20 protein-coding genes are annotated in these 20,049 nt (G+C 56.1%); 7 read left to right on the top strand and 13 right to left on the bottom strand.

Translation table 11 applies throughout. The features are described from left to right. Nucleotides 1–261 precede the first annotated feature (261 nt). Both ACOYNV_RS15375 and ACOYNV_RS15380 read right to left on the bottom strand, forming a co-directional pair. A complete protein-coding gene (locus tag ACOYNV_RS15375) occupies nucleotides 262–969 on the bottom strand; it encodes a class I SAM-dependent methyltransferase (RefSeq protein WP_422900670.1) in 708 nt (235 codons plus the stop codon). 255 nt (nucleotides 970–1,224) lie between these two features. Next, on the bottom strand, nucleotides 1,225–2,580 hold the full coding sequence (locus tag ACOYNV_RS15380) for a DUF3422 family protein (RefSeq protein ID WP_422900671.1): 1,356 nt from the start codon (nucleotides 2,578–2,580) through the stop codon (nucleotides 1,225–1,227). A 59-nt stretch (nucleotides 2,581–2,639) separates the two neighbouring features. On the opposite strand from ACOYNV_RS15380, the gene ACOYNV_RS15385 reads away from it, so the two are divergent. Together ACOYNV_RS15385 and ACOYNV_RS15390 are read left to right on the top strand one after the other, a co-directional pair. Continuing rightward, a complete protein-coding gene (locus ACOYNV_RS15385; RefSeq protein WP_422900672.1) occupies nucleotides 2,640–2,792 on the top strand; it encodes a hypothetical protein in 153 nt (50 codons plus the stop codon). 379 nt (nucleotides 2,793–3,171) lie between these two features. Next, complete coding sequence (locus ACOYNV_RS15390) at nucleotides 3,172–3,591, top strand: ProQ/FINO family protein (RefSeq protein ID WP_422900673.1); 420 nt, start codon at nucleotides 3,172–3,174, stop codon at nucleotides 3,589–3,591. 42 nt (nucleotides 3,592–3,633) lie between these two features. On the opposite strand, the gene ACOYNV_RS15395 is transcribed toward ACOYNV_RS15390, so the two are convergent. The 11 genes from ACOYNV_RS15395 to ACOYNV_RS15445 form a co-directional block, all read right to left on the bottom strand. Beyond that, on the bottom strand, nucleotides 3,634–4,245 hold the full coding sequence (locus ACOYNV_RS15395; protein WP_422900674.1) for a cytochrome b/b6 domain-containing protein: 612 nt from the start codon (nucleotides 4,243–4,245) through the stop codon (nucleotides 3,634–3,636). Beyond that, nucleotides 4,242–5,816, bottom strand: coding sequence for a tetrathionate reductase family octaheme c-type cytochrome (locus ACOYNV_RS15400; protein WP_422900675.1), 1,575 nt, complete (start codon nucleotides 5,814–5,816; stop codon nucleotides 4,242–4,244). The genes ACOYNV_RS15395 and ACOYNV_RS15400 overlap by 4 nt, the downstream gene beginning before the upstream one ends. Nucleotides 5,817–6,041: 225 nt before the next feature. Further along, the gene (locus ACOYNV_RS15405; protein WP_422900676.1) at nucleotides 6,042–6,188 is read right to left on the bottom strand and encodes a DUF3149 domain-containing protein; all 147 of its coding nucleotides are present in this window, start codon (nucleotides 6,186–6,188) and stop codon (nucleotides 6,042–6,044) included. 3 nt (nucleotides 6,189–6,191) lie between these two features. Then, nucleotides 6,192–6,752 (bottom strand): FixH family protein, encoded by a 561-nt coding sequence (locus tag ACOYNV_RS15410; RefSeq protein ID WP_422900677.1) that lies wholly within the window; start codon nucleotides 6,750–6,752, stop codon nucleotides 6,192–6,194. Nucleotides 6,753–6,763: 11 nt separating this feature from the next. Beyond that, nucleotides 6,764–8,179 (bottom strand): cytochrome c oxidase accessory protein CcoG, encoded by a 1,416-nt coding sequence (gene ccoG, locus ACOYNV_RS15415; protein WP_422900678.1) that lies wholly within the window; start codon nucleotides 8,177–8,179, stop codon nucleotides 6,764–6,766. Between the two features lie 147 nt (nucleotides 8,180–8,326). Beyond that, nucleotides 8,327–9,259 (bottom strand): cytochrome-c oxidase, cbb3-type subunit III, encoded by a 933-nt coding sequence (ccoP, locus tag ACOYNV_RS15420; protein WP_422900679.1) that lies wholly within the window; start codon nucleotides 9,257–9,259, stop codon nucleotides 8,327–8,329. Continuing rightward, a complete protein-coding gene (locus tag ACOYNV_RS15425) occupies nucleotides 9,256–9,453 on the bottom strand; it encodes a cbb3-type cytochrome oxidase subunit 3 (protein WP_422900680.1) in 198 nt (65 codons plus the stop codon). Before ACOYNV_RS15425 ends, ccoP begins: the two co-directional genes overlap by 4 nt. Before the next feature lie 4 nt (nucleotides 9,454–9,457). Then, entirely contained in the window at nucleotides 9,458–10,072 is a 615-nt protein-coding gene (ccoO, locus tag ACOYNV_RS15430) for a cytochrome-c oxidase, cbb3-type subunit II (protein WP_422900681.1), read from the bottom strand. Between the two features lie 18 nt (nucleotides 10,073–10,090). Continuing rightward, nucleotides 10,091–11,533 carry a cytochrome-c oxidase, cbb3-type subunit I gene (ccoN, locus tag ACOYNV_RS15435; protein WP_422900682.1) on the bottom strand — a complete coding sequence of 481 codons (1,443 nt, stop codon included), beginning with the start codon at nucleotides 11,531–11,533 and terminating at the stop codon, nucleotides 10,091–10,093. 214 nt (nucleotides 11,534–11,747) lie between these two features. Beyond that, nucleotides 11,748–11,966 carry a cbb3-type cytochrome oxidase assembly protein CcoS gene (gene ccoS, locus ACOYNV_RS15440; protein WP_422900683.1) on the bottom strand — a complete coding sequence of 73 codons (219 nt, stop codon included), beginning with the start codon at nucleotides 11,964–11,966 and terminating at the stop codon, nucleotides 11,748–11,750. A gap of 6 nt (nucleotides 11,967–11,972) precedes the next feature. Beyond that, entirely contained in the window at nucleotides 11,973–14,417 is a 2,445-nt protein-coding gene (locus ACOYNV_RS15445; RefSeq protein WP_422900684.1) for a heavy metal translocating P-type ATPase, read from the bottom strand. Between the two features lie 374 nt (nucleotides 14,418–14,791). Between ACOYNV_RS15445 and ACOYNV_RS15450 the strand changes: the two genes are divergently transcribed. The 5 genes from ACOYNV_RS15450 (at nucleotide 14,792) to ACOYNV_RS15470 (ending at nucleotide 20,008) form a co-directional block, all read left to right on the top strand. Further along, a complete protein-coding gene (locus tag ACOYNV_RS15450; protein WP_422900685.1) occupies nucleotides 14,792–15,736 on the top strand; it encodes a bifunctional riboflavin kinase/FAD synthetase in 945 nt (314 codons plus the stop codon). Next, complete coding sequence (locus ACOYNV_RS15455) at nucleotides 15,733–16,131, top strand: GxxExxY protein (protein WP_422900686.1); 399 nt, start codon at nucleotides 15,733–15,735, stop codon at nucleotides 16,129–16,131. The genes ACOYNV_RS15450 and ACOYNV_RS15455 overlap by 4 nt, the downstream gene beginning before the upstream one ends. 52 nt (nucleotides 16,132–16,183) lie before the next feature. After that, a complete protein-coding gene (gene ileS / locus ACOYNV_RS15460; RefSeq protein ID WP_422900687.1) occupies nucleotides 16,184–18,979 on the top strand; it encodes an isoleucine--tRNA ligase in 2,796 nt (931 codons plus the stop codon). Next, the gene (gene lspA / locus ACOYNV_RS15465) at nucleotides 18,966–19,463 is read left to right on the top strand and encodes a signal peptidase II (protein ID WP_422900688.1); all 498 of its coding nucleotides are present in this window, start codon (nucleotides 18,966–18,968) and stop codon (nucleotides 19,461–19,463) included. The genes ileS and lspA overlap by 14 nt, the downstream gene beginning before the upstream one ends. A 98-nt stretch (nucleotides 19,464–19,561) precedes the next feature. After that, nucleotides 19,562–20,008: an FKBP-type peptidyl-prolyl cis-trans isomerase gene (locus ACOYNV_RS15470; RefSeq protein WP_422900689.1), complete on the top strand. Its 447-nt coding sequence runs from the start codon at nucleotides 19,562–19,564 to the stop codon at nucleotides 20,006–20,008. Nucleotides 20,009–20,049: the final 41 nt, after the last annotated feature.

A 20,049-nucleotide genomic window follows, 5' to 3' on the forward strand; every position in this document is an offset into this window, starting at 1 on the left:
GAATACCACCTCAACACGTCATATGATACGTTTATTTATTTACGCCGCCTAAGCGCTTTATTTCCCCGATATCGAGTGTGGATGAAACAGTTGTCATGACGATTACCTCGCAAAAATGAGCAGGGAGACAATTCCCAGGTTGCTTTAGCAGATGTCATTTCCGTTGCGCGCCGACGCTCTTTTTCGTGCAGGTGAGCGAACAGGGTGATGCGGGGTAACAAGATTCGAACCGGATTCAATGCCGGCTACCCATGATCTCTCTTACACCCTGCGCAGAATATCGACACGGAGTGGACTGCGGAAATCAGCCCCCTGCGATGATAAATGCTTCTCGAATTTGTTCCGGACGGCAGCATATTGTTCAGGCGAAAGCTGATGGTTCGTATGTGTAACCTGGATGATCCTTTTCTCGAAATGCTCGAAACTCTCAAAGTGGCTGGGTGAAGAAAAGAAGCATTGCCTGACGAGTGTGAAGCGAGCATCGTCAACAGACCGCTGGATCGCTGCAAAAGCGGCTTCCCGAACCTGTTTCTCGTCGTGAAACAGGCGCAGGATTTCGTTGAATTCTCCGGCATAGACGGGTTCAGAAATCCAGGCCAGCCCTCCTGGTTTCAAAACTCGCTGGATCTCGCTGAGTGCAAGGTCCATCTTGTTTATGGGTACATGATGGAGCGACTTGAACATCATGACGATGTCGAACGAAGTGTCATCTGCCGGGATCTCCTCGGCAGCTCCCTGGCAGAATCGGACATTCGGGAGGTCCGTTATCTGCAGGTTCCGGGCATGCTGGATAGCATCCACTTCCAGGGCCAGGATAGAAGCAATTTTCCCGGACTGCGCGATAGCCCGGGTCTTCTCTGCCTTGCCACAACCGAGCTCAAGAACCAGGGCATCAGTTAGCGGCAGTTCGGCGACAATCATTTCCAATTCATCGCACAGTAAATCAGCGTCCGGGTTTGAAATCTTCATGGCAGTTCTTCCTGGTTGAATTGTGGAGAGGCAACGAGAGCCATATATTAATGAATTCTTTCGAGTTAAACGTTACCACCAGATCATCGAATTGGTGGATGGGACCATCGTTTCAGATACCCTGAAGTAGGGTGGATAAGCGCAGCGCATCCACCAAAACTGGCCCGAAGCCGGCCCGAAGCATGGTGGATGCGCTGCGCTTATCTGACCGAAGGAAATGCAGAGCCACCCTACATGACTGACCAAATTCGCCGGTCAATGCTCGCCTTTCAATTTGGCGTGAATGCGCCGCGTGGTTTTCCAGACGGCCCATATCACGAATGGCACCAGCGCCCCGACCGCCATTTCCGGGTTCACCGGCGCGCCTGCCGCCTTGAGCGCCTTGCCGCAGTAGAGCAGCAGGCTGATGACGTAGTAGGAGATGGCTGCGATTGACAAGCCCTCCACCGTGGACTGCAAGCGCAACTGCAATTCCTGCCCACGGGTCAGCTTTTCCAGCAGTTGCTGATTTTGCACCTCGATGGCGATATCCACCCGCGTGCGCAACAGCGCACTGGTACGTGTCACGCGCTCGGACAAAGAAGTCAGACGCTGCGCTGTGGCCTTCACCGTGGCCATTGCCGGCGACAGGCGCCGCCCCATGAACTCGCCTATCGTCTGCGTGCCCGGGATGGCTTTTTCGCGCAACTCGGTAATGCGCTGGCTCATCAAGGTGTCGTAGGCTCGGGTGGCAGAGAAACGGTTAATGTGCTCTGCGGTGGTACGTTCCACGCGTGCGGCCAACGACACCAGAATATCCAGCAAGTCCTGGTCGGAGGCTGACTTGTTTTCCAGGCGAGCGGTGATGGCTGCCAGCACACCTTCGGCATCGGCCAGCATGGGACCCAGGTTCTTGGCAACTGGCAGGCTGCGTAGCGCCATCAGGCGGTAGGTTTCCAGTTCCAGCAACCGCTGCGAAATGCGGCCAGCGCGCGTCTCGGATGTGCCAGGCGGCGCGATCACCAGCATGCGCTCGAAGCCGTCAGCCCCGATGCGAAATTCAGTCAGCGCCCAAGAATGGCCCATCGGCTGACCTTGGGCGATGGACTGCCCCATCTGCGAGGCTACGACGGCGCGCCCGCCAAACCAGGTCTGCGCCTGGCTCATCAGCGCCCGCTGATCGGTCAGATCGCCATGAACCATGGCCAACTGAATGGCAGCCACTGTTCTCCCGGGAATGCCGCGTAACCAGTCGACGCTCACCGTCAGGGCACTCATCAATTCAGGCTCCGTGGCGCCCAGGAACGCTTTGTCAGGCAGCGCTTGCAGGATGGAATAGCATGTGAACTCAGTGTGCCGCTCCCACTTGATGTTGTAGTCTTCAAAGCGCAAATGCAAGAAATTGCCGTGAAGACTGTCGAGTGGCAGTTCGTCCTGCCCGGACAGGCGGCGCAAATGCTCCCACTCCTGCTCACGAGTGACGCCTGCGTTGAGCACCGCCACGTAAATCAGGAGCGCAGGCAGTCGAACCATGGCTGACGGACGGGCATGCACTTCGTTGTGCAAAATTGCACGTTGCGGATCATCCGGGGGCAGCATGTGGTGCGTAGTAGAAGTAGCGGACAAGTTCATGACTTATAAATATCCATAAAACTATTAATATTTACCGAACAAAGGATCACATCGCGACGATGAGCGCACTGAAGAAAAAGTATGGCTCACCGCCGGCATTCTGGTTGCGGGTTGACTGGCCTGGATCAGGCAACATGATTTTCCTGCTGATATCAAAAAACAAACATGGCTGTAAAGCAAGCAAACAGGCGTTCTACAACCGATGCCTCTGAAGAGTGGCTTATTCATTGGCCTTTCAGGCATAGGCAGTGTAGAACGCCAGACGACGAGGCTTGCAGCCATGGTAAATATTCATTCCGGCTCAGAACCTGCAAAATAGCGAGACGTTCTTTGGCATTGCCGGGCGAAAATTCTTCAGCATGAGGTACCGTCAAAACCGATGATTGCACCGCGAGTATTATTAATCCCGCTACCCATTTTCATCGGCATGCGGGTGCAAGAATGACGCTCGTGGTAAGCTGAAAGTCCTTCAAAACCCACAATTTCGATTCGTAACAGAGACAAGGTTGAAGCTGAGCACAGGCCATCCTCCAGAAAACCAAAATATCGGTTTAATCGCGTATCGGAACAACAAGAGACAATTCTTTTTTTATGAACACACCCATTCCCGCCGACAATCCGAAGCAGAACGCACGCGCACTGCTCAAAACCTTGCATGAAGCTTTTTCGGTTTTCCGCGACTACTCGCCACTGGCCATTGGCATCGACAAACAACTGCATGCACGCCTACCCGATCTTGAGCGCAAAACACTGCGCATCGCGCTGGGCATGCATACCAACTCATTGCGCTATCTCAAGACCCTCGAAAAAGCGACGCAGCGTCTGGATCTGGACGGCAACGCAGGTGACGAAGTAAGCGAAGAACACCGCAGCTACGCCTCAGAAGTCCTGCGCGAACGCTTCAAGAGGGATGCTGAACGGCGCAAGTTGCAACGCGAAGCCGAAGAGCAGGAACGTCAGCGTACCGAGAAGCTTAACCAACTGGTTGAAAAGTTCGGCAAGCATAAATAGACCTCCAGCCTTGACTTGACAAAGCCGGAGGGGTTAATCAGATCAGTGTCCGCGCTCATCCTCGTAGCCGGTGATCATCGCCTTGATGTGCGAGAACAGCGTCGGACCGGTCGTTGTCAAGTACACATGCACAAAGAAAAAAGTGGTAATGGTAAAAGCGCCGACAACGTGGATGAAGGCCACCCATTCCAGTGAAAGATAAGCGTCCAGTCCAAAATGCGGCCATTGGTTGTAAAACAGATAGAACAACCCTGAACCCCAGATGATCGGCGACATGATGGCGAGAAAGGCCAGGTAGGCCAGGCGCTGCAGTGGATTGTGCTTTTGCAGAACGGTCTTGTGGAACGGATGCTCTGCGCCGTGAAATATTCCATAAACGTAGTATCGAATCATCGCATCCACGTTACTCAGACCGGGCAAATATTGCCGCCATTCTCCGGTCGTAAACTGCCAGGCAATAGTAAAAGCCCAGAGCGTCAGCGCCATCCACGCAAACAGGGTGTGCAGTTCAACGGATTTTCCAAAACCTAACAGGCTGTAGGTGCCGTGAATCTCGAAGCCGGTGATCATCATTCCGACGATCAGGATCGCCTGCGACCAATGCCAGAATCGTTCAAAGCGTTTGTAGATCATTACCCGTTCAGTGCTATTCATACTTTCCTCCGATTCCGCCGGGCGGCAATGATGCGAACGACGGCGTGTACAAACCCTCCCAGAATGGCCAGCGAAACCATCGACCAACCGATGATATCGAGCCATGGCTTGGCATCACGTCCCGTCAGATAGAAATCTGTCAGTGCTACCAAACGCCCGTCCGCTGATTTTGTATGGCATTCATTACAGCCAACGGCTTTATCCTTGGGTGCAACCATGTGGGTAATGAACCAGTTCATGCGCGTTTCGATGAACCCGAACTGCCCGCTGTAGGGCAAAACGGCATAGTCCATACCCGCCTGAATGGCCTTGGCGTAGTCAAAATTCGTCCAGAAGGCCGTATCGTCCTTACCGAAGACATGATTGACTACCAGCGTCTTGTTGACCGTATCGTAGGGCTGCTTGCCCTGCATGACCTTGAACGGCCAGATACGCGCCTTGGGATCAAGGGCATCGCCCTCTACCCGGTTTATCTCAAGGATCTTGTTATCATCGAATTTGTCGGTAAGCGACATTTGATGAACGACGCCGTTGTACCACTTGTACACCGGACGAACGTTTTCGGCATACTTGAAATCACCCTTCTCGGCGGAATAGATGAGATGGCCGTGATCATCCTTGATGAACAACGGCTTGCCATCCGGGCCACGCTTGCCCCCTGTAGACCAATCCCAAAGCATCTTGGTCGCGATACCACCGCGCGCGAACTCGGGAATATGGCAACTCTGACAGGCCACACGATCCGTGTGCTCATTCAGTTTATCTTTCTTGTGCGGGGTAGCTCCGTGGCATGATTCGCAGGTTGCCCGGTCATGGTCATCCTTGGGCAGGTCAATGCCATGCGGATCAGTGGCACGCACCGCATAACGGCTGCCTGAAGGCTTATGATCGTTGAAGGTATGGCAATCGGCGCAGACCATGTTCAGTCCGTCGACACCCATGTGCACATCAAGCGACTTGCTCGGTTTGATCAGGGAAGTATCCAGGTCACCATGCTTGACGGCGTCGCCACCACCGCCGTTGAAGTGGCAGGCGCCGCAATTATTTCGACCTGGCTTGCCAACCTGCTGGGCAACCTTCGCCAGATCCGGCGGCTGCACAATCTTGCCGCTACCCGGCGGGATTTCACGCGGCTCATACAGTGGGTGCCCGGCATCGGTGGCAATCTTTTTGTAGATGCCAGTAGTGTCGTGGCAGGCCAGACAGTCGACATTTTCCTGCTTGGTAAAGTCGAAATCCTTATCCTTCCAGCCATACCCTGCATGGCAACTGGTGCAGCGAGGTTCGTTGGAAAGTGGCGACCCACAAAAATTATTAGCCGCAAACTTCTTGCCAAGGCGCTTGCCAGTTGTTGGGCTGACCTTGTCCCAAGTCCAATGGATACTATCCATGACCTGATGACCCGCCTTGTTGTGACAAGTCAAGCAAGCCTTGGTGACATCAGGACCTGTCTTGAATGGCCCTTGCAATGCTTCGAGCGTACTGTGATCTGTCGTCCGGGCAAAGGCCCCGGAAGAGCAAAAAAGACACAGCAACACCCCCCAGCAAAAAAGCTTCACTATTGAATTCATGGTTACTCCCTGAGACTAATGAAGAATCGGTTATTTGAAATCTCGTCACACAAACTAAAGTTTGCATATCTATAAGAAAAACCAAACACCGACCACAAAATCTTCATCGAAACAGACGCATACGGCTTTAAAAACAAAAAGGCTCCGGTCGATTAATTGACCGGAGCCTTTCTGTTTGAGCTGTTAACGGCTTTTTTCGTTTCGCAACGAACGAAGTCTGCCCGCTTAACGGGTTTTCTTTGCGTTCGCCTCGTCTTCACGCATCTTTCTAGCAAAGTAGCGCGCGAACCAGACCGCCATACCTAACGTAAATACGATGACAAACAGGCTTAACAACCCTATATCACTTGTAAACAACATATTCCAGGCCATGACTCACCTCCCCTTGTTATCAGATTTAACTCCCAAACCCACTACTGCTTTCGCTTCGGCCGGTAGCCGCAGCGAGGCATTCTTCTCAATAATCCAGTCACCGGTCAAACGCCACTCGGCCTTCTCATCTTCCAGGACAATATGCCAGCGGCCAGTCAGAGGGGCGCTGAGTTTACCCGTATATGATCCCGCGCCATCCGAGTGTAAAAGCAGGTTCTGATCGACCCCGGCCCGGGTCGGATGCGCAATGCGTAGTTTCAGAACTTCGGGTAACTTGGTATCCGCTTTCCCGCGCAGCAGTATCCGGATTTGAGCACCGTCACCTCCTTGCATCAAATCGGCCTGCAAGCCCAGACTGACGGCCATATGATCGCGTGCCGACACCTGATTCACTGTCAGCCCCTGCTTGTAATAATCGTCATCAACCAGGCCATCACTAGTTGTGACCGCCAGATAGGCCGTAGCCAGCCCGGCAATGACAACGATGAACGGCCCTGACATGAGTATCCAAGGCCACGGATGGCGATACCAGGGTTTGCTTGATTCGGTCAGATTAGTATTCATGGCATAAGTATTCATGGCATAAAGAAAGTGGATTTTTCGTGCACCGCAATCTTGTCGTGATTCAGCGCACGAATTTCAAAGAAAATCTTGTTGGAACCCTTGCTGGCTGCCCCGTCTGCGACCGATGCGACAAGCAGAGAGCTCTTGTTGGACGCAGCTGGCACCTCGATGATCCGGTCGCCGGCAATATCGATCCCGTCGACCCCGCTGACATTGATCGCGTAGCGGTGCGCCGTTGAGTCCGTGTTCATGATGATCATGGTGAAAACGTTCTCGATTCGTCCGTCATCTGCTTCACGGTAGAGGGTTGAGCGGTCACGCAGGATGTCGACCTTGAGTGGAATGCGGGTAGTCAAGCTCCATGCCGTCGCAACTATGATTGCCAGCAGGATCGTTGAATAGAGAATAGTTCGCGGCCGCATCAGATGACCGAGGATGTCACGCGGCGCATAATGCTTGGCCATCGCATTTTCGGTCGAGTAGCGCACTAGGCCGCGCGGGAAGCCTACCTTATCCATCACCGTATCACAGGCGTCGATACAGGCGGCACAGGCGATGCACTCAAGCTGCAACCCATGGCGAATATCGATGCCGGTAGGGCAAACCTGAACGCAGATCCCGCAATCAACACAGTCGCCAAGCTTCTGGGCTGTCGGATCGAGATCCTTCTTGCGCAGGCCGCGCGGCTCGCCACGCTCTTCATCATAGGTAATGATCAAGGTATCCGGGTCGAACATGACGCCCTGGAAACGGGCATAGGGGCACATGTATTTACAAACCTGCTCTCGCATGAAGCCGGCCATCATGTAGAGGAAGGCTGCATAGAACAGAATCCAGAAGATCTCCCATGGCCCCAGCGTAAAGGCGGCAATGGAGCCGATGACTTCCCTGATCGGTGTGAAGTAGCCAACGAAGGTGACGCCAGTCCACAGCGCCACGAGGAGCCAGAGCGAGTGCTTGACGACCTTTAGGCGGATCTTGCGCGCCGACATTGGCTGCGCATCGAACTTCATGCGCGCAGCCCGATCACCCTCTATCTTGCGCTCGATCCACATGTAGATTTCCGTGTAGACCGTTTGTGGGCAGGCGTAACCGCAGAAGAGACGACCACCAACCGCAGTCACGAGAAACAGGGCATATGCCGAGATGACCAGCAGGATAGCCAGATAAATTGCATCCTGTGGCCAGAAAACCATGCCGAAAATGTAAAATTTCCGCTCAACCAAGTGGAAGAGAATGGCCTGACGCCCCCCCCAATCGACCCAGCAAAGGCCGTAGAACAAGGCTTGGGTAAAAATGACCATGGCCCAGCGCCAGTTCTCGAAAACACCTTTGACGCTGCGCGAGTAAATCGTTTTGTGCTTCTCGAACAGACCGTCGGTGTTGATGACAATCGGTTTGATCGAAACTTTCCCTGGCTTGTTCATGACTTCCAGTCCTAATTCATTTCAGAATTACACGTTACTCTAATATTCACTTCTAGAGTTCATACAATTGTGACAAGAATCAGACACATCTACACACTAAACAAAAGAAAAAACGGGGCAACTCGCGCTGCCCCGTTCTGACTGGAACTACTTCTTTTCGCCACCCGCGCTCAACTTGAGCACATAGGCAGACAACAATTGAATCTTGCCTTCCCCGAGGAAATCCTTCCAGGCCGGCATCTGGTTAGCCCGACCCTTGGTGATGCCTTCAACAATCTTCGCTTCGGAACTACCGTACAGCCAGACCTTGTCCGTCAGGTTCGGGGCGCCAAGTACCTGCATTCCTTTACCATCCTGACCATGACAGACAGCGCACACAGCCTCAAACTTGGGCTTGCCTTTGGCAGCAAGAGCGCTGTCGTTGGGCAGACCGGAGAGTGAGCGAACGTAGTTGGCCACTTCCTTGGCGCCGGCAACACCACCGATTGCATCCGGATTGCCGCCATAAGCCGGCATCATGCCGATACGGCCATTGTTAAGCGTTTCCAGGATTTGCTCCGGTTCACCGCCCCACTTCCAATCGCTGTCGGTGAGATTTGGAAAGCCCTTGTCGCTGGAACCCTTACCCGTCGCACCGTGGCACTGGATGCAGTAGGTCTCGTACAGACGGCCAGCCATATCCATAGCATCCTTGTCGGCTGCCACAGCCTTGATATCCATCTTCAGATATTTGTCAAACAGCGGCTTGACCTGAGCATCCACTTTTGCACGTTCTATCTGGTACTGACCACTTGACGACCAGCCAAGCAAACCAGGGAATTTGCCAAACGTTGGATACAAAGCGCCGTAAACCAGGGCAAAAACTATGGTGATGTAAAACAGCCAGCTCCACCATTTCGGAAGCGGATTGTTGAACTCCGCCAGCGTCTCATCCCACACATGACCCGTGGTATCTGTCGTCTCCGCGCCACCCGGATGGTGAATGCTTTGCGACCAGAGAAAGGCAGCACACGCCAGGATGCTACCCAGCACAATCAGGATGACATACCAGTTCCAAAAGTCATTTACAAAATCGCTCATGATGTTTTCCTTTGTTCGTTTAAGGAAGAAAGGCCGAGTTCGGCTCGGTCCGCTTCCTCATCTGCAAACGGTAGATTGGCCGCTTCGTCGAAGCGTTTTTTGTTGCCTTTCATGCCGTATGCCCACCACACGATCCCCAGAAAAGTCAGTAGGAAGATCACCGTCATGATGGATCGCAGATCGTTGATGTCCATGGCTTTATTTCACGCCCTTCATTTCAAGCCCCAAGCCTTGCAGGTAAGCCACCAGAACGTCGAGTTCCGATTTGCCTTCTACCAGCTTGCTGGCACCGGCGATATCTGCGTCGGTGTAGGGAACTCCTACCATTCGCAGAGCGCCCATCTTGGCTCCGATAATGGCGGAATTAGCCTTGGACTTATCGAGGAAGGCATAGGCCGGCATGTTGGACTCGGGAACCACATCACGAGGATTGGTCAAGTGAGCACGGTGCCACTCGTCCGAATAGCGACCACCCACCCGATGCAGATCCGGTCCTGTACGCTTGGAACCCCACTGGAACGGATGGTCATAAACGAACTCACCCGCCACCGAGTAGTGACCATAACGCTCGGTCTCGGCACGGAACGGACGGATCATCTGCGAGTGGCAGTTGTAGCAGCCTTCGCGGATATAGATGTCACGCCCGGCCAGTCGAACCGCATCATAGGGCTTCAGACCCGCAACCGGGGTCGTGGTCGATTTCTGGAAAAACAGCGGAACGATCTCGAGAAGGCCACCCCAAATGATCACAAGAACTATACCGATCATCAGCAAGCCAACATTACGTTCAATTGAATCATGCGTAAGTTTCATTTTATTGGTGCCTCCCTGTTATGCGTGTTGACCGGCAGGAATCAGCACGGGCGCATCTACCGTACTTCCACCAGCCATTGTCTTGAACATGTTGTAGGCCATGATCAGCATGCCGGACAGGAAGAGAACACCTCCCAGCAAACGGATTGCATAGAACGGGTAGGTTACCTTGACCGATTCGACAAAGCTGTAAGCCAGCGTGCCATCGGCGTTACTCGAACGCCACATCAAGCCCTGCATCACACCGGAAATCCACATCGACGAGATGTAGAGCACGATGCCGACTGTCGCCACCCAGAAGTGAACGGTCATCAGTTTGACGCTATGCATTTCTGGCTTGCCGAACAGGCGCGGCAGCAGATAGTACAGGGAGCCAATTGAAACCATGGCCACCCAGCCCAGTGCGCCGGAGTGCACGTGACCAACGGTCCAGTCGGTGTAGTGCGACAACGCATTGACCGTCTTGATCGACATCATCGGACCTTCGAAGGTCGACATGCCGTAGAAGGAGAGCGAGGTAACCAGGAACTTCAGGATCGGATCATCGCGCAGCTTATGCCAGGCGCCAGACAAGGTCATGATGCCGTTGATCATGCCACCCCACGACGGTGCCAGCAGAATCAGCGAGAAGATCATGCCGACCGATTGCGTCCAGTCCGGCAGTGCGGTGTAGTGCAGGTGGTGAGGGCCGGCCCACATGTAGGTGAAGATCAGCGCCCAGAAGTGCACTACCGACAGACGGTAGGAGTACACCGGGCGACCGGCCTGCTTCGGCACGAAGTAGTACATGATGCCGAGGAAGCCTGCAGTCAGGAAGAAGCCGACCGCATTGTGACCATACCACCACTGAATCATCGCATCCTGAACACCGGCGTAGGCCGAGTAGGACTTGGGCGTCAGGATGCCGGCCGCCAGCACCGGAATCGCAGCGCTGTTGACCAGGTGCAGCACAGCGACAGTCAGGATCATGGCACCGAAGAACCAGTTGGCGACGTAGATGTGAGAAGCCTTGCGGGTGGCGATGGTGCCAAAGAAAACGATGGCGTAGGAAACCCAGACCACGGTAATAAGGAGGTCAATCGGCCACTCGAGTTCGGCGTATTCCTTACCGGTAGTGAAACCCAGCGGAAGGGAAAGCGCAGCCAGCAGGATGACCAGTTGCCAGCCCCAGAAGGTGAAGGCGGCCAGACCGCCAGCAAACAGGCGGGTATGACTGGTACGTTGAACGATGTAATAGGAAGTCGCAAACAGCGCGCAACCACCGAACGCAAAAATAACCGCGTTGGTATGGAGCGGACGCAGACGACCGTACGCCAACCAAGGCCCGAAATTCAGTTCGGGCCAGACCAACTGGGCGGCGATGATTACGCCAACCAGCATACCGACGATGCCCCAGATAACCGTCATCACGGCAAATTGCCGCACAACCTTGTAGTTGTACGTAGATAGAGTTTCTGACATGAACCCACCTCCCCTTTTATTTAGAACACTAAACACTAAACACAAGAACGAACGACCTCTAAAACAACCCCGGAAGCCGCATTAGCCGAGCAATTTTATTTCAACAAAAAAAAACCCAATTTGATATAGATCAAACTTCCGTGCAATAGAAAAACCGACTCCACTGCCTTATGCATCAAGCCCTTCGTCACATATTCACCTTATCGAAACGGGTTTAACGGAGTATCTCCGTATTCCCTTTTTCACCCGGTGACGGCTCCTGTCCGGCGCTATCTGCAGATTTATTTCCAAGGTCATCATCATCCATCAGCACCCGGTATCCTGGCCCCTCAAGATCGTCGAACTGGCCGTTGCGAACAGACCACCAGAAAATAACACCAATCACGAAGACCAGCAGTACCGAAAGCGGAACCAGCAGATACATACTTTCCATGATCGATCAGGACTCCGAAACCTTCTGCAGCCTTAATGAATTCAAAACCACCAGCAGGGAACTGCCTGACATGCCGATACCGGCCATCCACGGCGTGATGAAACCCAACATTGCCAACGGCAGCGCGACGAAATTATACACAAAGGACCACACCAGATTTTGCCTGATTACACGCAACGAACGGCGTGCGACAAAAAAACCCCGGCAAAGATGGTCAAGGTTCTCCGACAGCAAGATCAGATCGGCCTGCGTCCGCGCCAACTGCGAACCGCCCCCCATGGCCACCGACACCTGCGCCTGGGCAAGCACCGGGGCGTCGTTGACCCCATCGCCGACCATCGCGACGATGGCCCCTCCAGCCTGCAGGCGACAGACGTAATCGTGCTTGCCCTGCGGTGAAATACCGGCCTCCACATCATCGATACCCAATGCCTGGGCTACTTTCAAGGCGACCGGAGCCGCGTCGCCGGTAAGCAGCACAACGTGGCGCCCGTCGGCACGCAGCCTGGCGACCATCGCTGCCGCTTCCGGCCGGATTTCATCACCGAAGCGAAACAGCGCCAGCCAGCCCGCGTCATTCCCAAGGGCAATCACCGTGTCGCTGCTCGCAAGGAATGAATGCGCCGATTCGGGAAGCGATTGACGGTGCAGCGCCGCCACGTAGTCTGGCCGCCCGATACGGACGCTGCGATCCTGATGCAGCGCCTCCATACCGCTCCCCGGCTCGTTCATCACTCCGCCCAGCACGGGCAAACCCGCACCGGCCGCCGCCTCGCGCAGCGCAGCCCCGATCGGATGTTCGGACGAGTGCTCGATGGCGGCCGCAAGGGCCAGACAAGCCTCACGGTTGAATTCGCTCAATGGCAGAACATCGAGCAACTTCATCTTGCCGGTGGTCAAGGTCCCGGTCTTGTCGAAAACAAAATGCGTGGCCCGGGCCAGCGTCTCGATGGCATGGCTGTGCGTCACCAGCAGACCAGCGCGTGCCATGGCGCCACTGGCCACGGTAAGCGCGATGGGGGTCGCCAGCGACAAGGCACACGGGCAGGTAACCACCAGTACCGAAACGGTAATCCACAACGCCTTGGCCGGATCGATGAACCACCAGGCGACAGCCACCGCAGCCGCGACCACGATCAGCGCCAGAATGAAGCGACCGGCAATGCGGTCGGCAATCTCGACAATGTGCGGTTTCTCCATCGCCGCACGTTCCATCAGGCGGATGATCGCCGAAAGACGCGTCGCCTCGCCGACCTGTTCGACCTTGACGAACAACGGACTTTCGACATTGACCGCGCCGCCGGTAACTACCGACCCCGGAGACTTGGCAACCGGCGCACTTTCGCCGGTAAGCAAGGATTCATTCGCACAACTGACGCCTTCGATCACCTGTCCGTCCGCCGGAATCGTCTCCCCCGGCTTGACCAGAACCACATCGCCGGGGTGAAGTTCGGCGGCCATGACCTGTTCCAGCGAGCGATCCTGCGGGTAGCCGGCCACACGCGCGGCCAGTGCCGGCAGCAGCTTGGCCAGGGCCTCGGTCACACTCACGGCGCGCTGCCTGGCGGTCATTTCGAGAAAACGCCCGCCGAGCAGGAAGAAAACAAACATGGTGACCGAATCGAAATAAACCTCGCCCGAAGCGGTCAGCGTCGCCCACACGCTGGCCGCGAAGGCCGCCCCGACGCCCAGCGCCACCGGCACATCCATGCCGACCCGGCGCAGGCGGAGGTCGCGCCAGGCACCACGGAAGAAAGGCGCGGCTGAATACAATACAACGGGAAGGGTCAGCAGCATGCTCGCCCAGCGCAACAGCAATTCGATGTCCGGCGCCATATCGCCCTCGCCGGCGATATAAATGGGGACGGCGTACATCATCACCTGCATCATCCCGAAGCCGGCCACGAACACTCGCCACAACGCGCTGCGCCGCTCCTTGTGCGCCAGTTGCTCGCTCTTCGCCGCATCGTACGGGTAGGCGCGATAACCGATGGCGACGATGGCGGCGAGGATGTCGGAAAGTTTTATCTGCCGCTCATCCCAGCGCACGCGAGCGCGCCGCGTTGCGAAGTTGATCTCCACACCGATGACGCCGGGAAGCCTGGCGACGTGCTGCTCGTTGAGCCAGATGCACGCAGAACAGGTGATGCCCTCGATGATCAACGAGGCTTCGCGCTCGTCCTCACCAAGTACGCGCACGAAGCTCTTCTGGAAATCCACATGATCATAGAGTTTCAGCCCCTCCAGAATGCCTGGCAATGCCTCTCGTGGCGAATCGGGCAAGGCATCCCGATTGCGGTAATAATCGGCCAGTCCGTTATCGACAATGGCTTGAGTCACCGCCTGACAACCGATGCAGCACATCGCACGCGGCAGCTCATCGATGCTTACCGCCAGCTCGACCTCTGCCGGGATCGGCAACCCGCAGTGATAGCAATTCTTCTGACTCATTACCGCTCAGTTCCAGATACCGGAAGGAAAAAGGCGCCAGCCACTGGCTGCTGACCTGACAACGAAGGACGAGGAGTATATTCCAGTTCCGAACCGAGCGGATTTCACCAACTGAAGATCGGCACGCGGCGAATGCAATTTCAGCGCCCCCATGCCCGAGACGCCCGTAAACAAAGGATTACAGCGTTGAATGCCGTGGGAGCCGCATGGGCATTGGCCTCCAAGGCAGCCTGTCTGCAGATGACCTTCCAACGCCTCTCGCAGCCCTACATGCACCAAAACAGTATCCTCATGATGCTTGCCATACCAAGAAACGCCATGAAAAACCGTTATAATTCAGCCCCTTTCGTTAACGTGCCGGCTTCTTCATCCTGATGCTCGTTTATCGCGGCTTTTCACAGACAGCGCCTGGCGCCACCGTGCTCACCATCGGCAATTTCGATGGTGTGCACCTTGGTCATCGAGAGTTGCTCGTCCGGCTGAAAGCCAGCGCAGCAAGAGAGAATCTGCTGCCGGCAGTGCTCACCTTCGAGCCGCATCCGCGTGAATTCTTTGCCCCAGAATCGGCGCCAGCGCGCCTATCCACCCTGCGCGAGAAACTTGAACTGATTGCCGACGAAGGCGTGGCACTGGCTTATGTGTGTCATTTCAACGCCCGCTTTGCCGCGCTTACGGCAGAAGAATTCATCAAACGCGTGCTGGTCGACAGCCTGCGCGTCAAACACCTGTTCATCGGCGACGACTTCCGCTTCGGTGCAGGCCGCCAAGGTGATTTTGCGCTGCTGCGCGAGGCTGGGCAACGCTACGGTTTTCAGGTTGAAGCGATGGACAGCGTCACGATCGAAGGCGAACGTGCGTCGAGTTCTGCGGTGCGCGACGCGCTCGCCGACGGGCAACTGGAACACGCCGCACGCCTGCTCGGTCGCCCCTATTCGATCGACGGCCGCGTTATCCACGGCGACAAGATGGGGCGCCACCTGGGTTTTGCCACCGCCAACATCCGCATCAAACATGACAAGCCGCCACTGATGGGCGTATTCGCCGTCGAAGTGCACGGACTGAACGGTAAACCACACCAGGGCGTTGCCAACCTCGGCGTCCGCCCGAGCGCCAATCAACTTGCCCGCCCTATTCTCGAAGTCCACCTGTTCGACTTCTCCGCCGATATTTACGGCAAGCATCTGAATGTGCGCTTCCTGCACAAGCTGAGAGACGAAATGAAGTTTCCTGGCCTCGATGCGCTGAAGTCGCAGATCGCCAGCGACGTGAGAGAGGCAAGGGCTTACTTCCACCGCAGAGGCGCTGAGGCGCAGAGATGACGCAGAGAAAAACGAGTGAAGAACTAAACGAGTTGACCGAGATGGTCATTGGGGCCGCCATTCAGGTTCATCGTACATTGGGGCCTGGTTTGCTCGAAAGCGTTTATTCGGAATGCCTTGCCATTGAACTCGCTGATTGCGGTCTGCATGCATTGCGCGAAGTAACAATTCCAATAACATACAAAAACATAAATGTAAACAACGCCTATCGACTTGACTTTATTATTGAGGACGACTTGATCGTTGAATGCAAAACGGTCGAACTATTATTACCAATTCATTCTGCGCAAGTCCTGACCTATCTGAAAGTAACAGGAAAACGGCTTGGATTACTGATTAATTTTAATGTTGAAATACTGCACAAAGGCATCAAACGAATCGCAAATGGAATCTGATTTTCTCTGCGTTTTCTCTGTGCCTCTGTGCCTCTGCGGTGGAAGTTAAAAAATGGCTGACTACAAAAACACTCTTAATCTCACTGACACGCCTTTCCCCATGCGCGGCGATCTGGCCAGGCGCGAGCCGCAGTGGGTTGCGTTGTGGCAGGAAAAAAAGCTCTACGAGCAGATCCGCGAGGCATCCAAGGATCGCCCGCGTTTCGTGCTGCACGACGGCCCGCCTTACGCCAACGGTGACATCCACATTGGTCACGCGGTCAACAAAATCCTCAAGGACATCATCGTTCGCTCGAAGACGCTGGCCGGTTTTGATGCGCCATACGTGCCGGGCTGGGACTGCCACGGTCTGCCGATCGAGCACCAGATCGAGAAGCTGCACGGCAAGCACATTGCCGGCGACAAGGTGCGTGAATTGTGCCGTGCCTTCGCTGGCGAGCAGGTCGAACGGCAGAAAAAGGACTTCATCCGCCTCGGCATTCTCGGCGAGTGGGATAACCCGTACCTGACGATGGCCTTCAAGACCGAGGCCGACGAGATCCGTTCGCTCGGCAAGATTCTGGAAAAAGGTTATCTCTATCAGGGCTTGAAACCGGTGAACTGGTGCCTGGACTGTGGTTCGGCGCTGGCCGAGGCCGAAGTCGAACACGAAGACAAAAACTCGCCGGCGATCGATGTCGCCTTCCAGGTGCATCCGAACCATGCCGAGAAAGTGGCCAAAGCCTTCGGCCTGACCCACCTGCGCGCCCCGACTTTCGCCGTAATCTGGACCACAACGCCGTGGACCCTGCCGGCCAACGAGGCAGTCAGCGCTCATCCGGAATTCGACTACGACCTGATCGAAACACCGAAGGGCGCACTGATCCTGGTTCGTGAACTGGCCGCTGCCTGCTTGCAGCGCTACGGCCTGGAAGGTACGGTCATCGGTTCCGCCAAGGGCAAGGCACTTGAACACGTCCTGCTCAAGCACCCCTTCCAGGAGCGCGACGTGGCCCTCATCTGCGGCACGCACGTCACCCTCGAAGCCGGTACCGGCCTCGTGCATACGGCACCGGCACACGGCGCCGACGACTACCAGATCGGCAAGGTCTATGGCTTGCCGGTAATCAACCCGGTTGGCGACGATGGAAAATTTCTCGCCAGCACGCCGGCCATGTCAGTTTCGCCGCTGGCCGGGAAAACGGTCTGGGAAGCCAATCCGCTGGTCTTGCAGGAACTCGAAGGCAAGGGGCGCCTGCTCAAGTCCGAGCGCATCACGCACAGCTACCCGCACTGCTGGCGGCATAAAACGCCGATCATCTTCCGCGCCACGACGCAGTGGTTCATCGGCATGGATCACAAGGACAAGGAAGACGCCGCCACGCTGCGCTGGATCGCCGAGCGTGCCGTTGATGAAACGCAATTCTTCCCGTCCTGGGGTCGCGCCCGGCTCGAAGCGATGATGAAAACCCGCCCCGACTGGTGCGTTTCGCGCCAGCGCAACTGGGGCGTGCCGATCCCATTCTTTTTGCACAAGGAAACCGGCGCGCTGCATCCGCGCACCCCGGAACTGATCGAAGAAGTCGCCCTGCGTGTCGAAAAGGCCGGCATCGAAGCCTGGTTCTCGCTCGACGCCAAGGAACTGCTCGCTGACGAAACCGCCCACTACCGCAAGATGAGCGACACGCTCGATGTCTGGTTCGACTCCGGCGTCACGCATTCGAGCGTCTTGCGCGGTTCGCACCAAGCCCAGCTCGCGTACCCCGCCGACCTCTACCTTGAAGGTTCCGATCAGCATCGCGGCTGGTTCCAGAGTTCGCTGCTCACCGGCTGTTCGATCGATGGCCGGGCACCCTACAAGGCGCTGCTGACACACGGCTTCGTGGTCGACGGCAAGGGCCTGAAGATGTCCAAGTCGAAGGGCAACGTGATTGCCCCGCAGAAAGTTTCCGACACGCTCGGCGCCGACATCCTGCGCCTGTGGACGGCCGCCACCGACTACTCGGGCGAGCTGACGATTTCCGACGAAATTCTCAAGCGCGTCGTCGAATCCTATCGGCGCATCCGTAACACTTTGCGCTTCCTGCTCGCCAACACCTCGGATTTCGACGCCGGCAAAGACTTGCTCGCCCCCGAGCAATGGCTCGAAATCGACCGCTACGCGCTGGCCATGACGCGCCAGATGCAGGCCCAATGCGAATCCGACTACGGCAAATACGAGTTCCACCGCGTCGTGCAGGCGCTGCAATCCTTCTGCTCGGAAGACCTCGGCGGCTTCTACCTCGACATCCTCAAGGACCGCCTGTATACCACCGCGGCCAACTCCAGGGCACGCCGTTCGGCGCAAAGCGCGCTGTGGCACATCACGCAGACTTTCGTCAAGCTGATGGCGCCGATCCTCTCCTTCACCGCCGAGGAAGTCTGGCAAATAATCAACGGCAAGACGGAATCCATCATGCTGCAAACCTGGCAACCGCTACCCGCCCTGACCGACGAAGCCGCGCTCCTCGACAAATGGAGCAAGCTTCGCAGCTACCGTGCCGAAGTGACGCGCGCCCTTGAAGAACTCCGCGTCGCCGGCAAGATCGGCTCGTCGCTGCAAGCCGAAGTGCTGATTCATGCCGACGGCGAAAAATACGACCTCCTGGCTTCGCTTGGCGACGATCTACGCTTCGTCCTCATTAGCTCGAAGGCCAGCGTAGTGCGCAGTGCGGATGAAAAGCTCGAGTGTGCGGCACTCAGTCAGGCCAAATGCGAGCGCTGCTGGCATGTACGCGAGGATGTCGGTGCCGATGCCGAGCATCCGGAAATCTGCGGTCGTTGCGTCTGCAACCTGTACGGCGAGGGGGAAACACGTGCCTGCGCGTAACATCAAACCCTGGCTGTGGCTGGCCGCGGCCATCTTCATCCTGGATCAGATCAGCAAGTGGATCGTTCTCGGCGCCATGCAACCTGGCGATTCTCGCTACGTCGCTCCGTTCTTCAACTGGGTACTGACCTTCAATTCCGGCGCCGCTTTCAGCTTCCTTTCCGACGCCGGTGGCTGGCAGCGCTGGTTCTTCACCGTGCTGGCGCTCGGCGTCTCGGCCTGGATCGTCACCCTGCTGCGCCGGCACACCAGTGAGTTCCGGCTCTCGCTGGCGCTCACTTTGGTCCTCGGTGGCGCGCTCGGCAACGTCATCGACCGCATCCGCTTCGGAGCGGTCGTCGACTTTATCCAGTGGCACGTAGCTGGTTATTACTGGCCAGCATTCAATGTCGCCGACTCGGCGATAACGATCGGCGCCATCCTGCTGGTCTGGGATCAATTCGCGACGAAACCCACTTCTGGCAAAGTAGTCAAATCCGGCTGATCCAATATTCATGTGGTTAATCACGGCGAATCTTATTAATCCCCGTCATTCCGGGTCAAGCCCGGAATGACGAATCCTATTTATCGGCCCGCTTCAAAATGAACAAACCAACTGATTCAACCGTACTCCCCGACAGCTACCTGACCCTCCATTACCGCCTCTCCGACAATGCCGGAAACGAGTTTGTCAGCACCTTCGACCTCTCTCCGGCCACCCTGCAAATGGGCAGTGGTCAACTTGCCGAGCCGCTCGAAAAGTGCCTCATCGGATTAGCTTCCCACCAGCGCCATATTTTCCAGTTGGACTCCAACGCGGCGTTTGGCGAACACAACCCGCAACTCATCGAACGTATCGCACGCAGCGCCCTGCCCCCGGAAGTCGAACTCAAGGAAAACTCGCTGATCGAGTTTGGCGCGCCCGACGGCCGCCCCGGTTTTGCCGGATTCCTGCGCGAACTGACCGACACTACCGCCCTCTTCGACTTCAACCACCCGCTTGCCGGCAAGCCGCTCCGCTTCGAGGTCGAAATCATCGGCATCATGTAAGGCCCAACATGCTCAGCATTCTCGCCAACCCGTGCGGCTTC

Source organism: Propionivibrio sp. (assembly GCF_049316945.1).
Lineage (GTDB): Bacteria > Pseudomonadota > Gammaproteobacteria > Burkholderiales > Rhodocyclaceae > Propionivibrio.

Excerpts from the sequence above, each read along its gene's own strand:
- ACOYNV_RS15375 (WP_422900670.1), bottom strand. The coding sequence starts at position 969 with ATGAAGATTTCAAACCCGGACGCTGATTTACTGTGCGATGAATTGGAA.
- ACOYNV_RS15380 (WP_422900671.1), bottom strand. The coding sequence starts at position 2,580 with ATGAACTTGTCCGCTACTTCTACTACGCACCACATGCTGCCCCCGGAT.
- ACOYNV_RS15385 (WP_422900672.1), top strand. The coding sequence starts at position 2,640 with ATGAGCGCACTGAAGAAAAAGTATGGCTCACCGCCGGCATTCTGGTTG.
- ACOYNV_RS15390 (WP_422900673.1), top strand. The coding sequence starts at position 3,172 with ATGAACACACCCATTCCCGCCGACAATCCGAAGCAGAACGCACGCGCA.
- ACOYNV_RS15395 (WP_422900674.1), bottom strand. The coding sequence starts at position 4,245 with ATGAATAGCACTGAACGGGTAATGATCTACAAACGCTTTGAACGATTC.
- ACOYNV_RS15400 (WP_422900675.1), bottom strand. The coding sequence starts at position 5,816 with ATGAATTCAATAGTGAAGCTTTTTTGCTGGGGGGTGTTGCTGTGTCTT.
- ACOYNV_RS15405 (WP_422900676.1), bottom strand. The coding sequence starts at position 6,188 with ATGGCCTGGAATATGTTGTTTACAAGTGATATAGGGTTGTTAAGCCTG.
- ACOYNV_RS15410 (WP_422900677.1), bottom strand. The coding sequence starts at position 6,752 with ATGAATACTAATCTGACCGAATCAAGCAAACCCTGGTATCGCCATCCG.
- ccoG (WP_422900678.1), bottom strand. The coding sequence starts at position 8,179 with ATGAACAAGCCAGGGAAAGTTTCGATCAAACCGATTGTCATCAACACC.
- ccoP (WP_422900679.1), bottom strand. The coding sequence starts at position 9,259 with ATGAGCGATTTTGTAAATGACTTTTGGAACTGGTATGTCATCCTGATT.
- ACOYNV_RS15425 (WP_422900680.1), bottom strand. The coding sequence starts at position 9,453 with ATGGACATCAACGATCTGCGATCCATCATGACGGTGATCTTCCTACTG.
- ccoO (WP_422900681.1), bottom strand. The coding sequence starts at position 10,072 with ATGAAACTTACGCATGATTCAATTGAACGTAATGTTGGCTTGCTGATG.
- ccoN (WP_422900682.1), bottom strand. The coding sequence starts at position 11,533 with ATGTCAGAAACTCTATCTACGTACAACTACAAGGTTGTGCGGCAATTT.
- ccoS (WP_422900683.1), bottom strand. The coding sequence starts at position 11,966 with ATGGAAAGTATGTATCTGCTGGTTCCGCTTTCGGTACTGCTGGTCTTC.
- ACOYNV_RS15445 (WP_422900684.1), bottom strand. The coding sequence starts at position 14,417 with ATGAGTCAGAAGAATTGCTATCACTGCGGGTTGCCGATCCCGGCAGAG.
- ACOYNV_RS15450 (WP_422900685.1), top strand. The coding sequence starts at position 14,792 with ATGCTCGTTTATCGCGGCTTTTCACAGACAGCGCCTGGCGCCACCGTG.
- ACOYNV_RS15455 (WP_422900686.1), top strand. The coding sequence starts at position 15,733 with ATGACGCAGAGAAAAACGAGTGAAGAACTAAACGAGTTGACCGAGATG.
- ileS (WP_422900687.1), top strand. The coding sequence starts at position 16,184 with ATGGCTGACTACAAAAACACTCTTAATCTCACTGACACGCCTTTCCCC.
- ACOYNV_RS15470 (WP_422900689.1), top strand. The coding sequence starts at position 19,562 with ATGAACAAACCAACTGATTCAACCGTACTCCCCGACAGCTACCTGACC.